Annotated in this window: 16 protein-coding genes; 7 read left to right on the forward strand and 9 right to left on the reverse strand. The window is 50.8% G+C overall.

Annotation, left to right across the window (positions count from 1 at the left end; translation table 11 throughout):
- Window positions 1–126 precede the first annotated feature (126 nt).
- Window positions 127–987, forward strand: coding sequence for a TlyA family RNA methyltransferase (locus ACZ45B_RS04395; RefSeq protein WP_024545953.1), 861 nt, complete (start codon window positions 127–129; stop codon window positions 985–987).
- A gap of 231 nt (window positions 988–1,218) precedes the next feature.
- Here the strand turns inward: ACZ45B_RS04395 and ACZ45B_RS04400 are convergent, their stop codons facing one another.
- Both ACZ45B_RS04400 and ACZ45B_RS04405 read right to left on the reverse strand, forming a co-directional pair.
- A complete protein-coding gene (locus ACZ45B_RS04400) occupies window positions 1,219–1,572 on the reverse strand; it encodes an FHA domain-containing protein (protein WP_081699651.1) in 354 nt (117 codons plus the stop codon).
- Window positions 1,573–1,770: 198 nt separating this feature from the next.
- Window positions 1,771–3,387: an MFS transporter gene (locus ACZ45B_RS04405; RefSeq protein ID WP_024545951.1), complete on the reverse strand. Its 1,617-nt coding sequence runs from the start codon at window positions 3,385–3,387 to the stop codon at window positions 1,771–1,773.
- Window positions 3,388–3,520: 133 nt separating this feature from the next.
- Here ACZ45B_RS04405 and ACZ45B_RS04410 point away from each other — a divergent pair, with 133 nt between their 5' ends.
- On the forward strand, window positions 3,521–5,233 hold the full coding sequence (locus tag ACZ45B_RS04410) for a serine/threonine-protein kinase (RefSeq protein ID WP_024545950.1): 1,713 nt from the start codon (window positions 3,521–3,523) through the stop codon (window positions 5,231–5,233).
- 12 nt (window positions 5,234–5,245) lie between these two features.
- Here the strand turns inward: ACZ45B_RS04410 and ACZ45B_RS04415 are convergent, their stop codons facing one another.
- Genes ACZ45B_RS04415 through leuD form a run of 3 tightly spaced genes read right to left on the reverse strand, consistent with a single transcriptional unit; the run spans window position 5,246 to window position 7,473 of the window.
- Window positions 5,246–6,499, reverse strand: coding sequence for an FGGY-family carbohydrate kinase (locus ACZ45B_RS04415; protein ID WP_024545949.1), 1,254 nt, complete (start codon window positions 6,497–6,499; stop codon window positions 5,246–5,248).
- Window positions 6,499–6,876, reverse strand: a complete 378-nt coding sequence (gene queD / locus ACZ45B_RS04420; protein ID WP_096417017.1) for a 6-carboxytetrahydropterin synthase QueD — start codon at window positions 6,874–6,876, stop codon at window positions 6,499–6,501. Before queD ends, ACZ45B_RS04415 begins: the two co-directional genes overlap by 1 nt.
- Before the next feature lie 3 nt (window positions 6,877–6,879).
- Window positions 6,880–7,473, reverse strand: a complete 594-nt coding sequence (leuD, locus tag ACZ45B_RS04425) for a 3-isopropylmalate dehydratase small subunit (RefSeq protein ID WP_024545948.1) — start codon at window positions 7,471–7,473, stop codon at window positions 6,880–6,882.
- A gap of 15 nt (window positions 7,474–7,488) precedes the next feature.
- On the opposite strand from leuD, the gene ACZ45B_RS04430 reads away from it, so the two are divergent.
- Genes ACZ45B_RS04430 through ACZ45B_RS04445 form a run of 4 tightly spaced genes read left to right on the forward strand, consistent with a single transcriptional unit; the run spans window position 7,489 to window position 10,565 of the window.
- A complete protein-coding gene (locus ACZ45B_RS04430; RefSeq protein ID WP_464675001.1) occupies window positions 7,489–7,635 on the forward strand; it encodes a hypothetical protein in 147 nt (48 codons plus the stop codon).
- A 15-nt stretch (window positions 7,636–7,650) separates the two neighbouring features.
- Window positions 7,651–7,980 carry a DUF6825 family protein gene (locus tag ACZ45B_RS04435; protein WP_024545947.1) on the forward strand — a complete coding sequence of 110 codons (330 nt, stop codon included), beginning with the start codon at window positions 7,651–7,653 and terminating at the stop codon, window positions 7,978–7,980.
- A 53-nt stretch (window positions 7,981–8,033) separates the two neighbouring features.
- Entirely contained in the window at window positions 8,034–9,779 is a 1,746-nt protein-coding gene (locus ACZ45B_RS04440) for an ABC1 kinase family protein (protein WP_024545946.1), read from the forward strand.
- Window positions 9,780–9,839: 60 nt separating this feature from the next.
- Window positions 9,840–10,565, forward strand: a complete 726-nt coding sequence (locus ACZ45B_RS04445) for a Stp1/IreP family PP2C-type Ser/Thr phosphatase (RefSeq protein ID WP_024545945.1) — start codon at window positions 9,840–9,842, stop codon at window positions 10,563–10,565.
- A 26-nt stretch (window positions 10,566–10,591) separates the two neighbouring features.
- On the opposite strand, the gene ACZ45B_RS04450 is transcribed toward ACZ45B_RS04445, so the two are convergent.
- The 4 genes from ACZ45B_RS04450 to ACZ45B_RS04465 form a co-directional block, all read right to left on the reverse strand.
- The gene (locus ACZ45B_RS04450; RefSeq protein WP_024545944.1) at window positions 10,592–11,494 is read right to left on the reverse strand and encodes a D-hexose-6-phosphate mutarotase; all 903 of its coding nucleotides are present in this window, start codon (window positions 11,492–11,494) and stop codon (window positions 10,592–10,594) included.
- A 218-nt stretch (window positions 11,495–11,712) separates the two neighbouring features.
- Window positions 11,713–12,066, reverse strand: a complete 354-nt coding sequence (locus ACZ45B_RS04455; protein WP_024545943.1) for a DUF1257 domain-containing protein — start codon at window positions 12,064–12,066, stop codon at window positions 11,713–11,715.
- A 127-nt stretch (window positions 12,067–12,193) separates the two neighbouring features.
- Window positions 12,194–13,693, reverse strand: coding sequence for a stress-responsive protein Ycf46 (gene ycf46 / locus ACZ45B_RS04460; protein ID WP_024545942.1), 1,500 nt, complete (start codon window positions 13,691–13,693; stop codon window positions 12,194–12,196).
- 102 nt (window positions 13,694–13,795) lie between these two features.
- Entirely contained in the window at window positions 13,796–14,134 is a 339-nt protein-coding gene (locus tag ACZ45B_RS04465) for a slr0373 family blue light stress response protein (protein WP_024545941.1), read from the reverse strand.
- A 322-nt stretch (window positions 14,135–14,456) separates the two neighbouring features.
- Between ACZ45B_RS04465 and ACZ45B_RS04470 the strand changes: the two genes are divergently transcribed.
- On the forward strand, window positions 14,457–15,710 hold the full coding sequence (locus ACZ45B_RS04470) for an FIST signal transduction protein (RefSeq protein WP_024545940.1): 1,254 nt from the start codon (window positions 14,457–14,459) through the stop codon (window positions 15,708–15,710).
- Window positions 15,711–15,739: the final 29 nt, after the last annotated feature.

Genomic DNA, 15,739 nt, shown 5'->3' on the forward strand with positions numbered 1-15,739 from the left:
TATAGACAGCTGAACAATTTTTGTATTGTATCGACTCCAATGGTTCCCGGTATGCCAAAACAATATCCGAAAGCCCCAGCCACCCAGTAGACTGAAAATAATGGCGGTGTTTTAGGAAAAAATATTTTGGCGAAACAACGATTAGATCTCCTCCTGGTAGAGCGAAAGCTGTGTGATTCCCGGCAACAGGCCCAGCGGGTAATCCGGGCCGGAGAGGTTAGGGTCAAACAGCAAATTGTTGATAAACCGGGCACGCTAATCCCCACCGATGCCGCGATCGAAGTCCAAGCGAAACCTCCTTTTGTGTCCCGGGGGGGTGAAAAACTCGCAAAGGCGATCGCCCACTTTCAGATTTCCATCCAAGACCGCGTTTGTCTCGATGGGGGCATTTCCACTGGGGGCTTTACGGACTGTCTTTTCCAAGCCGGCGCCCAAAAAGTCTATGGTATCGATGTGGGCTATGGCCAAGTGGCCTGGAGCATCCGCCAAGATCCGCGCCTGGTTTTGCGGGAACGGACTAATTTTCGTCACCTCAACCCTGAAGACCTCTATCAAGCAGGGGATCCCCGTCCGACCCTCGGTGTGATGGATTTATCGTTTATTTCCCTCACGAAAGTTTTACCGACGCTCTGGAGCCTTTTGGCGGAGCCTAAGGAAGTGATTTTGCTGGTGAAGCCCCAGTTTGAGGTGGGCCGCGCCCAGGTGGGCAAAAATGGCGTTGTTCGTGATCCTGATGCCCAGGCCGGAGCAATTTTATCAGTCCTAGAAAGTGCCCAAGCCCTCGGTTGGCTCGCCCAAGGCCTGACCTATTCGCCGATCACTGGCCCAGCCGGAAATATTGAATACCTCCTGTGGTTATCAATGGCCGAACCCCAGGTGAGTGTTGATCAAGGCACCATTCAACAGCTCGCACAGTCAGCCCTGACAGCGCTCAAAAAACCAGATTCATCAGATTTGGTAACGCCACAATCAGGTAATTCAGTTTAAACAAAGACATCGCGACTCCCATTACACCCAAAGCAACGAATGAAGCTCTCTGGGGCGCATTTAGAATCATTGGTTTATGTCCTCAATCTCTCAAGTTGGAGGTCATGTGAGACAGCCTCTAAAAGCTCTGAATTTGCCTTTTCTGTCGAGGGGATTGAGAGATAAATTTTTCAAACTGGCTAGGAATCACTGTAACTAAAAGAATTAGCGTAGTAGCCGCATTGGTCGCCCTTAAAACTGGGCGAAGGTATCCCGGGAAGGGTCGGGACTAGGGGATTTTTTGGCTCTCTGGGTACGGTGTTCGGCTTCATCGCCCGTGAGCTGTCGGCCCCGGATACGGACAAGAATTTTCGGCCCGGATGTGGCTAAACGAAAAACGAGGCCATCTTCTGCAACACATTGCTCGATCCGTTGGTCATCAATGTAAGTGCCATTGGTGCCGAGGTTTACGACCTGCCATTTTTCCCCCTCTAGACGCAATTCAACATGGTGCCGAGAGACAACGGCGCTGTAGAGAACTACATCGTTATCCGTCGAGCGACCAATGCTGATATTGGTCTCGGTCTCAAAGGACCAATTTTGCATAGGGGTCGCCTGAATAGGATGCAATAGAGTAAGAGTAATCACAGATGGTTTAAAGGCTCGATATTAAGCGTTTGGCCAGGATTTGCTTTGAATGTGAAGGGATACACACCTTTCCCTTCATTCTACCGCCAAGGGTCAACGAACCGGATAGTATTTCCGCAACTTCTGGGGTCTGGGGTTCTAAACAAAGACCCAAGGTTAATTTTGCTTGCGTTCTGCGAGTTTGAGGCGAATTTCTTCGTGATATTGCTGGGTAATTGGATAAAAATAAGCCAATCCTAGGCCAACGAATAGGGCGAGGGTCGGTACAGGGGCGATCGCCATGCGGATCGCAAAGAGAGCCGATTCTGGTTGTACTGGGGGAGCTTGGCCCGGTACTGATTCTACAAATCCTGCCCAAGCCAGGGCTTGACCCACAAGAAATAAACTAATGGCGAGGCCCATCTTTTGCAAGAGCACCATAAATCCATAGAAAATGCCTTCCCGCCGCTGGCCTGTGGTTAGTTCATCCAATTCGATGACATCGGGAACCATCGACCAGGGAATTAGATAGCTCACCGAAACGCCACACCCAGCGAGAATTGCGCAGGTAAACATCAGCCCGATCTGACCAGGTTGTAAGAAAAATAGTCCCACTTGAGCAATGATCCACAGGAGTACACCACCAAAATAAACGGCTTTTTTACCGAATTTTTTGCTGAGGGCACTGGCCACAAAAAGGAGAATTAAGGCTGTGCCCTGGACTGCGAGGGCCACATTGGGAAACATCGCTTCCGGCAACCCCATGAGGTTAATCACGAAGTAGGGCAAAATCGAGGCAGTCAGCTGAATCGCTAACCAAGACGCAAGATAAATGCCAATTACAAACAAAAAGGGTTTGTTACTAAAGGCGATTTTGAGCTGTTGCCGAAAGGGAATGGGCACCACTGTTTCAGTGGGGGTTGCCGGATTGACACTGAGGTGAGATTCGGGCACAGAATACACAAATGTCCAACCTGCCACAGCAAAGAGTAAACCCACTGATGTCAAGAGAAAGAGCCAGAGAAATTGACCTTGGTTGAGGCCTAAAATAAGCACCGCTAAAAAACTGAGGACCGCCAAACCCCATAAAATTTGTCCTAACCGTTGTCGCTGCTTGAGTTGCAACATAGGCGATCGCCCCTTTTCTTGGAGTCGTAAGGTGCACCAAAGAAGGGTTAACCCCGCAAAGCCAGAGCACACCAGGCCCAAGAGAGCATACTGAAAGAACAGATCATCGGGATAAGCCGCAAAAATAAACCGCGCCACAATTAGCGAAAAAATACTGGCTCCAATGGAGAAGCTAAACCGAAAACTATTGAGGCTCGTGCGCTCATTGTAATCTTGGGTCAATTCTGGGGTCAGGGCCGTGTAGGGCAGATTCACCATCGTATAGGCGAGGTTAAAAATTACCCCCACCAAAACATAGTAAACAAATAACAACCAATGATTTATCTGTACTACAGGGCTGAATTGGGGAACCAACCACTGACAAAAAAAGACAAGAACAAAGGGAAGTATTCCCCCCAGCATCCAGGGCAACCTCCTGCCCAAAGGATGCCGGGTGCGATCGCTCAAAATCCCAATAATCGGATCATTAATGGCATCAGAAATTTTGCCGATCATCAAAATGCTCCCCGCGAGGCCCGGCGGCAACCCTGCCACCTGGGTAAAAAAGTACAACAGAAAAAACACCAACACATTTGCGGTCAGGGCAGTCCCTACATCGCCTGCCCCAAAAGCAATTTTTGTGGAAAGGTTGAGTTTTTCGGCGGCGGGGGGAAGGGGATGATTCATAGCAATCAGGCTCTGGATTGATGCGGGTGTTTAGCTGCCTGCAATTGTAATCGCTGGGGTGCGAACGGGCGATCGCCAACTCAGAAACGAGCCATGTAAAATAAAATCTGCGCCTCTTCCTACATCAATCCCTATGCAATCTTCCTTGATCAATGGCCGTTACCAAATCGTGAAGACCCTCGGACAGGGGGGCTTTGGGGATACTTTCTTGGTGAAGGATTTACAGTTGCCTTCCCAACGACAATGTGTATTGAAATCCCTTAAGGTCAATGCCACAAACCCACAAATGGTTCAGGAAATGCAGCGGCGGTTTCAACGGGAAGCCGCGATTCTTGAAGGGTTAGGGGAAAAGCATAATCAAATTCCAAAACTCTACGCTTACTTCGAAGAACAAGGGCGCTTTTACCTGGTGCAGGAATGGATTGATGGCCTGACCCTACAGGACATTGTGAAAGAACAGGGAGCCTTGACCCCACCCCAGGTACAGCAAATTTTGACTGATCTCCTGCCAGTTTTACAGCTTGTCCATGACCAATACATTATTCACCGGGATATCAAACCAGAAAATATTATTCTGCGCACCCGTGATCGCAAGCCCGTTTTGATCGATTTTGGGGCGGTCAAAGAAGCCCTCACTACAGCGATCCATCTAGATCTAAGCCAACCAGTTTCGGTGGCGATCGGGACCCCTGGCTATATGGCCCCAGAACAGGGCACCGGGCGGCCTGTCTATTCCAGTGACCTCTATGGCCTTGGTTTTACGGCGATTTTTCTGCTTACGGGCCAAGCGCCCCAACAGTTTCCTAATGATCCGCAAACGGGGGAATTAATTTGGCAACAGGATTTTCCTTATCTCCAGACACCCCTTGGTCAGGTGATCACTAAGGCGGTGAAATTTCATCCCCGTGATCGCTTTCCCACAGCCCAAGCGATGTTAAAAGCCCTTGGCGGAACAGGGATGGCCGCTGTGACCCCCGTTGCCATCGACCAGAACAGCAGCCAAACCACAGCAACTCGGGTTGTGGGAACTCCCAGAAGGCAAACGGTTCTGATGAACACCACCACTGCAGCGCAACCCCAAGAGGCGGAAAGTAGTGGTTGTTGGCGTTTGGCGATTTTAACGATCTTTTTCAGCGCGGTCGGTATCAGTGCAGGGATTTGGTTGACCTTTGCCCTAGTCGGGCGATCGCCTGAACCGCAAACATTTCCTGAAGATCCGGCCCTAAATACCGAACCAATCTTACCCCCTGTGGATTTCAACCCCATTCCGGAGTCGGAACCGGAACCTATTCCCGAACCAGAACCGGAACCCATTCCTGAACCAGAGCCGGAGCCGGAACCCATTCCCGAACCAGAGCCGGAACCGGAACCCGTCCCTGAACCCGATCCAGAGCAGCCCCCGGAGTCTTCACCCGGCGCTGTGCCCGAAGCGGAAGATATTCCTAACATTCCCGTAGGTACACCAGCTGATGCGATCCCGGAAATTATTCCTGTGCCGCCAACTCAGCAGAGTCGCGGGGTATGGGGAAACAGCACGGCCCTGCTTTACAGTAACTATGGCGGCAAGAATGTTAGTCTCGGCTACATCATTGACAACAACACGGGGCGATTAGGCCAAACGGAGGTGTCTTTCCCCGCAGGGACTCCCCTCCGTGTGATTCAACAAACCCTCAGTGGCCTATTGCCGGAAGGAAGCTCGACAGAAGCGCGCCAAGCTTTAGAAAATGTCTACCGACGCAATAGCAATAGCCAATCCTTTCGCACCAGTAGCCATCGGGGTCAAATTCAACGCAAAGAAGGCGATCGCCTCTACTTGGGGGTCTGGCATCCTTCTTTTCATGATTGAAAGGCCGCGCTGCTAACTTGAAGGTAAGCCCCCCTGGGCCAGGATTGCACTGCCATAGGCCGCTTCCGGTTGGGGAGAGACGTCGACGGGGCAACCCAAATAACGGGCCCGGATCTTTGTCCAGGTAGGATTTTTGCCACCGCCGCCAGCGGTGAATACTGTTTTGACCGAGGGAGCGCCTAATGCCTCCAGTTGGCGATATCCCTGGGCTTCGATGCGGGCGATCGCCTCCAGCAGTCCCTGGAGAAACTGGCGAGAATCCGCAGGTCGGGGTGTTAATCGCGGTTGCAGATTGGGATCATTTACCGGAAAGCGATCGCCTGGTTTGAGCAAAGGATAATAGTTTAAGCCGCTATCCTGGCTGGGATCGATGGTGGCACTAAGTTCTTGCAATTGGGTTTCGTCAAAGTAATGTTTCAGGACAGCGCCCCCTGTATTAGAAGCCCCACCGACCAGCCAAAGCTTCCCAAAGCGGTGACTATAAACCCCGGTCTCAAGATCCTGCACCGGGCGATCGCCTAATAATTTCAGGACCAAAGTCGATCCAAGGGATGTAACAGCTTCCCCAACTTGCTGAACGCCACTGGCCATAAAAGCAGCAATGCTATCGGTCGTCCCGGCACAAACTTGACAGGCAGGATTGATCCCAAAGCGTTGGGCGATCGCCGGGAGAATTGGTCGCCGTCCCCCCCCTGGGGTTTCTATCTGGGGCAGAAGGGAAAACAAAGCATGGCTTTGTAACCAAGGGGGATAGGCGAAATTTTCCACGTCATAGCCTAATTTCAAGGCGTTGTGGTAATCGCTGAGGCCCCATTGACCATGGAGGAGGGCACTGAGCCAATCCGTCTGGTGGAGAAAATAACTGGCTTGATTCGCCAGTCCCTGGGCCTCAAACCAAATTAATTTCGCGAGGCTAGAGGTGGCTGAATACACCAAATGCTCAGGCGGGGCAAAATTGGTGAGACTCGATAAAACCGACCGACCACGGTCATCGTTGTAGAGCAAGGCTTCCGTGGTGGGGTTTCCTGCGGCATCACAGAGTAGAACCGTGCCTGAGGTGCCATTGAGGGCGATCACCTGGAGATTTTGGCGAATGTCGCTGTTTAATTCTGCAAGTAAATACCAAAGGGCATCGTGCCAAGCCTGGGGGGTTTGGTCAATGGCATCGAGGCTCATGGTTTGGGCAATTTTCTGCTCCTCTGTAATCGCGATCGCCCGCACCCCGGAAGTGCCGAAATCAAGACCGAGATAAAACGAGGCCGCCATTAGTCTTCGGTGTAGATGCAGCCGGCGGTACAGGTTTCTTTGATTTCTACCGCCGCCAATCCAGGTAAATTTACTTTTTTAAGTTCCCCATAAATCCACTGGGCGATCGCCTCGCTGGTGGGACTTTCCATCCCCAGGGAATCATTGAGGTGGTAGTGATCGAGGTATTGGTCCAAGAGCGGCTGGACATATTTCTTGATGTCACCGAAATCAAAGAGCATCCCCTGTTTCGGCCCTGTTGTATGTAGGCGATCGCCCCGCAGATACACCCGCATTACCCAGCTATGGCCATGGAGCCGGGCACATTTGCCGTCATGGTGAGGCAGTTGGTGGGCCGCCTCAAACCGAAATTCCTTATACAGCTCCCATTGGGCCATGGTCTAAGCCCAGGCGAGGTAGGGCAGGTTTTGGGCCGTGGCTGCGATATCCGCTTCACTCGCGACCAGTTGGCCACAGCTATCCCAAGTCCCCCTGATCAAGGCCTGTCTTGCCCCTTCCCCAAGGCTGACCGAGCCAGACCAATTGCCGCAGTGGACGGTTAGATTTTCCACATCAACCTTGGTCGCTGCCTGGGGATCCGCTTCCAACTGCGCCTGCAATGCTTCAACCGTGGCGCGATCTGCGGTCACACAGGGGACCCCATTGGCAAGACAGTTACCAAAGAAAATTTCCGCAAAACTTTCGCCCACGACCGCTTGGATGCCCCATTTCAAGAGCGCTTGGGGGGCGTGTTCCCGGGAAGATCCACAACCAAAATTACCATTGACTACCAAAATATTCGCCCCTTGATATTGGGGTAAATCAAAGGGATGTTCGCCGTTTAGCTGCTGGCGATCGTCTGCAAAAGCCTGTTCCCCAAGGCCGTCGAAGGTCACACATTTGAGGAAACGCGCCGGAATAATCCGGTCTGTGTCGATGTCGTTACCCCGGAGTGGGATCCCTGTGCCAGAAACTTGCTTAATTTCGCTGCTCATATGTCCTTCAAATCGATGACCAGTGGGAAGATTGCTAATTTAACATACTTTTCTGGCGCAATTATTTACAAGAGAATCCGGATCGCCCAGGTCATTGGTGAGGCGATCGCCACCAGACGAAAAAGGAAGGAAGTAGATATAATTTCTAACGAAACCCATTAAGAAATGTTGCGTCCCATGAACAACCCCCTCTTCCAAGCTCTGTCCTACGGTCGTGCCTTTGCCGAAGTCCTCAAAGAACGCGTTGAAGAAAGTCTCACCGATCTCCTCAGTGACCTCGGTAAGCTCGATGCAGAGCGCAATCAATGGGTTCAAGAATTTATCAAAGAAGTTGAAACCCGGGCCGAACGAGATGCAAACAAACAAGGAAATGCGAGTCGCCCGATTACCATTGATATTGATGGCGATGATAATCCTACCGACTTGCAAGAAATGATCGATAACCTCCGGGCCGAAATTGCCAGCTTAAAAGCGGAATTAAAACAGTATCGCGATTCCCAAAACTAGACTTTTCCTGTTTTTGACTTCCCTGTATAACCATTTCGATAGGCAAAATTTTTGTGTCTGCTCTGTCTCCCCAAGCCAATTCCAGGGTATCTAGCCCCAATCAAGCGACCCCTACACCGCACCTAGAACGGGCAAAATCCACCTACCGCTGGAATCGGGGGAACTACTCCAAAACCCGGCGTCGCTTTGACATTTGGGTCTTTGTCCTCACTTTGATCTTCAAGCTGATCCGTAATGGCAAAAAATGGACCTATGCCGGGGGCTTTACCGAAGAAAAGCTCACTGTCCGCCGTCGTATCCAGGCCAAATGGATTAAGGACAGCCTCCTAGAGTTGGGGCCAACCTTCATTAAAGTGGGTCAGCTTTTTTCCACCCGCGCTGATCTGTTTCCTGAAGAATATGTGAGTGAACTCTCCCAGCTCCAGGACCGAGTACCAGCCTTTTCCTACGAGCAGACCAGGCAAATTATCGAAGCTGATCTGGGTAAACCTCTCAATACCCTGTTTCGGAGCTTCGACCCAGTGCCCCTCGCGGCAGCTAGTCTCGGCCAAGTCCACAAAGCTCAACTCCACAGCGGCGAAGAGGTGGTGGTGAAAGTGCAGCGGCCTGGCCTGAAGCAGTTGTTCACCATTGACCTGGCAATCCTGAAAAAGATTGCTTGGTATTTCCAAAACCATCCCCGCTGGGGTAAAAATCGTGATTGGCTGGGTATTTATGACGAATGTTGTCGTATCCTCTGGCAGGAAGTGGACTATCTCAAGGAAGGTCGCAGTGCTGATACATTCCGCCGTAACTTTCGGGGCATGGATTGGGTGAAAGTGCCCAAGGTCTACTGGCGTTATGCTTCCCCCAGGGTTCTAACTTTAGAATATTTGCCCGGCATTAAAATCAGTCACTATGAGGCGATCGAGGCGGCGGGCCTAGAGCGGAAAGAATTGGCAAGACTGAGCGCACGGGCCTATCTGCAACAACTGCTCAACGATGGCTTTTTCCATGCTGACCCTCACCCCGGAAATTTAGCTGTTAGTCCCGACGGAGCCTTGATTTTTTATGATTTTGGCATGATGGGAGAAATCAAAGCTAATGTGAAGGCGGGTTTAATGGAAACCATGATGGGGGTGACTGAAAAAAATGCGGATCGTGTCTTAGATTCTCTTGTGACCCTCGGGGCTGTGGAGGCAACGGGGGATTTGGCCCCAGTGCGCCGTTCGATTCAATTTATGCTGGATAACTTCATGGATAAACCCTTTGAAGCCCAGTCGATCACGGCGATCAGTGATGATCTGTATGAAATTGCCTATGATCAACCTTTCCGCTTCCCAGCAACGTTCACTTTTGTGATGCGCGCTTTTTCAACCCTAGAAGGGGTCGGCAAAGGCCTTGATCCAGAGTTCAATTTTATGGCGGTGGCTCAGCCATTTGCCCTGCAAGTTATGAGTGAAAATTTCCCCAGTGGCAGCAACATCATTGATCAACTAGGTCGTCAGGCGGCCCAGTTGAGTACCTCAACCCTCGGTTTACCCAGACGCATTGAGGATACGATCGACAAGTTAGACCGGGGTGATATTCGAATTCGGGTGCGGGCCCAAGAATCAGATCGGTTGCTCCGCAAGCTGGGGGGCATGCAATTAGCGACGAATTACACTTTGATTTTCTGTGCCCTGCTACTCTCGGCAACCCTGCTCTATGTGAATGGGGCTTGGATTCCGATGGCGGTGGTAGGGGCGATCGCCTTAGTCCCTGGCTGGGCTTTGTGGCGCCTCTTGCGAAAACTAGATCGCTATGACCGCAAATTTTAGTTAAATTTTAGGTAAGCTTAAGGCTACCTTTCTCCACCTAATTTCCCCGAAACCATGCTTATGAAATGTCGTTTTACGGGACACACTGACCCCGGATTAGTGCGTTCTGCTAACCAAGATTCTCACTACTGCGATCCCGAGGGGCGATTTTTCATTGTTGCCGATGGCATGGGTGGCCATGCGGGGGGGGAAGAGGCGAGTCGCATCGCTGTAGAGAGCATTAAGCAATATTTAGAAGCAACCTGGGGGAATGCTGAAAGCGCGGAAAAAACCCTAGAGACAGCAATTTCCAAAGCCAACGAGGCGATTCTTGCAGATCAATTAGAAAATCCTGCGCGCCAGGATATGGGAACTACGGTTGTGCTCGTGCTTTTTCACGGAGACCAAGCGTGGCGGGCCCATGTAGGAGACTCGCGGCTCTATAGCTTCCATGGGGATGCGTTAATTCAGGTAACTGGGGATCATACTTGGGTTTCCCAGGCCGTCCAATCGGGGGATATCACAGCGGAACAGGCAAAGGCCCACCCCTGGCGCCATGTACTTTCCCAATGCCTGGGCCGCAAGGATTTGAGTTTGATTGATATTTCTCCCTTAGATATTAAGCCAGGCGATCGCCTCTTGTTGTGTAGTGATGGGCTCACCGAAGAAGTCGATGATTCGGAAATTCAATTTATCCTGAGCGCTAATGATGACCTAGACCAAGCCGCTACGAATTTAGTCGAAACGGCCAAAGATAATGGTGGGTCTGATAATGTGACAGTGGTGTTAGTGAGCATTGAATCTTAACTCAGCCTGTGATTTTTCGGTACCAGCTACAAGAGACGGTAGGTGACACCAAGGCTATGGCGATCGCCTGGGGTGAGAATAATCACCTCAGCAGCGGCATTCGCTGTTTCAACACAAAGAAATGATTTGTAGGCGTCGGGATGTAAATCCCCCATGGTGGCCGTTTTCTCTGGGCCAGGGTTCCAGACGATCACCGTTGTACTGTTTCGACTTTGAATTTCGATCTTGCGGTCAAGGGCAGGATCTTCGATCAGTAATTTGTTGGGTGCCTGTTGGTAAATACGATCCACTTCCCCTTGGATCGAGACTTCTCCTAGTTGGTTTTTGAGGCGGTTGCCATCGACTTTATCGAGGTAATCTAAGCCAGCGAGACCGAACACTTTCACGCGTTGAATATCTCCCACGGTGAAATAGCTATGGAGAGCTTGGGTAAGACGAAAGGGCTGTTGATCGCGATTGTAGGTGGTGAGCTCAATCTCGAGGGTTTCACCAACAGTAATGGTAATTAGCAAATCAAAAGCATAATCCCAAATGTTGTGGGTATCAGCATCGTCCCCTAAACCTAAAATCACCTGGGTTGAACCATTGGCAAGGGTTATGGTTTGTCGGACTGCCCAAAGGCGATCGCGCCCAAAGCCGTGATTCGCCCGTCCAGAGCCCTCTGGATCAGCTCCGAACCAAGGCCAACAGAGGGGAATGCCACCGCGAATGGCTTTGCCCTTTTGATACTGACTGCGATCGCTAAGAAATAGAAGATTTGCAGCGGCTCCCTTAGGGCGATAGGAGAGAACTTGGCCCCCATAGAGGGAAATTTCTGCCACAGCATGGGAATTATCAATGGTGATACTGGGGAAACCAGGCTGGCGATCGCCAAAAGATAACATGCCCGGGATGCCATAATCCTGATTTAACTGCCTAAGAAGATCCATAAAGTTAAGGTAATGTAAATTTTACGATCAAAGCAAAAAGGTGAATTGCCCATGCTTTCACAAATAATCATCCCAGGGGAATGAAAAAATCAGTCAATTAAAAAAATTAATTGGCAAAGATCACAAGAATATAGTTATTTGAAATATCTCTCAAAAATAAAAAAGGGCCGATCTCCTTGGGGAAACCAACCCTTATTTTCGTGGGAACGCATTGGGAGTTACTTTTGCAACACCAGCTTCACGTTGGCATTGTTGAGACCACGTTGCTTCATGTCAGCAAGGGTCTTATTGATGGCATATTTTTGATTGATAGAATTGATCAATTCAGTCTGATTGTGCTTCTTAGCAACGCCCCAAAGATCAGCAATGAGGTCAAAGCTACCATCGGCGTTGCGTGTCCAACCCAGGTCGTAGTCCCCTTCTAGGGTTGCCACAATATCTGCTTGGATCTGTTGGCCATTGTAACCACGAACTGCAGTGTCAGTATTCACTGAAATACCGAGATCCTGCAGGGAGGTCTTGAGGACTACAGCATCGGTGATTTTAGTCCGGAGAGTGCTAAAGTGAGACATTGGAATCGTTCTCCAAAAACAACAACATTTGAGTTTTTTTGTGTAAAGACCACCTGTAAAAGTGGCTTTTAGGCTGTCAGCAAGCTGGGAATCTTACTGACCTTAATCTGGGACGAGATTAAGCTTGTTAGAACTCCAATCGCTGGTATTCAGCAACGGAGGCTGAAGCAGGCCGGGCTCTTTGTCTGGCCCAATCGCGGAGGCTATTGACCTGTTCAGTCATGGTGCGGGAAAGGGGAAGAGTCGCCTTGATTGCCGCAATGATATCCAGTTGGGTGAACTCCCGCCCTTGGGCAAAAGCTTCATACATGGCGGCAATGATTGCCTGTTCAATTTCCGCACCGGAAAAACCTTCTGAAATATTCGCCAGTTGTGCTGTGTCGAAGCGATCGCCAACGGGCCGACGTTTGTGGAGATGGATGTTAAAAATGGCTTCCCGTTCACTGGGATTGGGCAGGTCAACGAAAAAGATCTCATCAAAACGTCCCTTGCGGAGAAATTCTCCCGGTAGGCGATCGACGCGGTTTGCCGTCGCCATCACGAACACGGGCGACTCTTTTTCCTGCATCCAAGTGAGAAAGGAGCCAAAGATCCGACTGGATGTGCCCCCATCAGAATCGGCAGAACCAGAGGAGCCGGCAAAAGCTTTATCTAATTCATCAATAAATAGGATGGCTGGGGAAATAGATTCAGCAGTTTTGAGGGCACTGCGGAGATTTGCTTCAGATTTCCCTACGGTAGAGCCGTCATAAACGCGGCCCATATCTAAACGCAGCAGGGGCAGTCCCCAGAGCCGGGAGGTGGTTTTTGCGAGGAGAGATTTCCCACAACCGGGAACACCAAGGATTAACATACCTTTCGGTTGAGGCAAGCCATATTCCCGGGCCGCTTCAGTGAAGGCGTTAGAGCGCTGCTTCAACCAGCGTTTTAGCTCTTCTAGGCCACCGATGGCGTCAATGGTTTCATCTTCTTCGATAAATTCGAGAATACCGTTGCGACGGATGAGCTGCTTTTTCTCAGAAAGGACAATCTCCACTTCCGATTCTGTCAATTTTTTTGCCTTGACTTGGGCTTTGCGATAGACTTTTTCGGCTTCGTCTTTGGTGAGCCCTAGGGCAGCCTTGAGGAGTTTTTCTCGCACCACGGGGGAAATGGGTTGCCGGGGGTTGAGGTATTGGCCCAAAACTTGGTCAAGTTCGTCGAGGGTCGGGAACGGAAAATCAAGGACAACGATGTCTTTTTCTAACTCCAGGGGCACTTTTTGGTAGGGAGACATCAGAATAATGTGCTTCTGGGCGCCTCTAAAGCTGGCGATCGCATCCCGCAACCACCGGACGGTGCTGGGATCATCGAGAAAGGGATGTAAATCTTTGAAGATAAAAATGCCAGGATCACTGTGGTGGATGACTTCGCGAATCGCCGCCTCTGCAGAGAGGGTGCGAGTCTGGGGTTTTCGGTCAGAGGCATAGGCCACCAGACCGTGGGTCATTGTCCAAACAAAGACATTTTCGTATTCACACAGTTGGGCAATGTGGGCGATCGCCGCTTCCGCCCGCTCCTCTTCAGGGGTGATGAGGTAAATCAGGGGGTATTGAGCTTGGATAAGGGTATTGAGCTCTTCTTTCATGGGTTTAGTCCTGATGATTAACGGGGGAAGAAGGGAACCAGCACCCCATCGACCTGGGTGGGGATTTAAGGGAAGGAAAAAAGGCGATCGCCAGTTAGATAGCTAGCAGGGAACGAGCTCTGCGCCATCCGTTGCACCCTTTGCACTTTGCAAATCTTGGGCAATCTCTTCATCAAGGAGGATCGTCGGCTGCCGCTTGAGGGATACCAGTTGTCCATCCCGCAGGACCACGGCGCCTTCGCAATCGGGGCAGATATGGACGCGGTGGGTCTGACCATAGCTGGCTTGCACTTCTTCGACGACCTCCGGGTGCTGGAGATAGAAAGCTACAGCTTTTTCGACAAGGGCAGACATGGAGTCGGCATCGAGGGCAGCCTTGATTTTGAGTTGGCGGTGGACTGCCTGGGGCAGGTAGAGGGTGACTTTTTGCTTATCTTGCATACAACTAAGGGAAGCTTTACCCGATGGGGTATACCGCCCTACTGTACCCAGCCAGCCTGGGGGCGTCAAGATGCTATAGCGTCATGCCAGCTTTTTTGTAATAATCTGTTACAGTTTTGCGCTGGAATAAAGGTGATCGTCCGTCCCTAAAAGCCCTTGCTGGGGAGCAATATCCCCTGGAAGATGCCCTGTTTTATCGGGCCTTTTCCCTGTAAGCTAAAGACTTTCGGAGATCCTCAAAATCGCACTAAATTTAGAAATGTCTAATATGCTCAAGGCGTTGTGGAAAAAGTTAGGAATCACCGGGGGGCAATCAACGGCGATCACTCACCCGTTTCAGTGGCGTAATGCCCTTTCGACCCAAGCATCCCTCGAAGGGGCGATCGATGAGGCGATCGCCCAGATCCAGAGTCACTTTTCAGGGACCGCAGACCTTGTGATTGTCTTTATTTCCGCTGCCTTTGCCAGTGAATATGCCCGGGTTTTGCCCCTCCTCACAGAAAAATTGCCCTGTAAGGTATTGATCGGCTGTGGTGGCCTGAGCATTATTGGCACCGATGCCCAGGGGAAAACCCAGGAATGTGAAGAACAGCCCGCCCTCAGTTTGACGGTGGCCCATTTACCCGATGTGGCCGTGATTCCTTTCCATGTCACCGACAAAGATTTACCCGATTTAGATAGTGCCCCTGACCAGTGGCAAGGGGTGTTTGGGGCTCCGGCGGGTGCAGAACCAAGTTTTGTGCTTTTATCAGATCCATTTTCTTCAAATATTACGGATTTGCTGGCTGGGCTAGATTTTGCCTATCCTAAAGCTCCGAAGGTGGGAGGACTCACCAGCTCGGGGGGGAGAGTACCCAGTGGCCTATTTTATTACGTTGCAGAACAAGATACCGGGCCGATGTTGTTGCGTTCTGGGACGGTGGGGGTGGCACTCACGGGCAATATTCAAATGGAAACGATCGTCGCCCAGGGTTGCCGGCCCATTGGGGAGGTTTACCAAATTACCCAATGCGATCGCAACATCATCACGGAATTGTCGGTGGCAGATGGCGATCGCCTCCACCAGGGTTCTCCTTTACGCCTGCTGCAAGATTTACTAGCCGAATTGGATGCAGAAGACCAGGCCCTTGCCCAGGATTCTTTGTTCATTGGCATTGCCATGGATGAATTTAAGCAGAAACTCATCCACGGTGATTTTTTAGTGCGGAATTTATTGGGCGTCGACCCCAGGGCTGGGGCAATGGCGGTGGGCGATCGCATTCGCGCCGGACAAAGAATTCAATTCCACCTGCGGGATGCCGAAACCTCCGCCGAAGATCTTTCGGTCCTGTTACAGCAATTTCGCGAACAATCGGCATTACAGCCCCCCTTTGGCGCACTCATGTTTAGTTGTTTGGGCCGGGGCAAAGGGCTTTATGGTGAGCCAAACTTTGATTCGACACTGTTTGGCTCAGTCTTTCCAGAATCAAATGTCGGCGGATTTTTCTGTAACGGAGAAATTGGTCCCGTAGGCGATCGCACTTTTCTCCATGGCTACACTTCCGTGTTTGGCATTGTGCATCCCAAGCATTCATAAAAATCAGCAGCATCATCGGCAATACGCCA

The sequence above is a fragment of the Picosynechococcus sp. NKBG15041c genome (assembly GCF_055380235.1).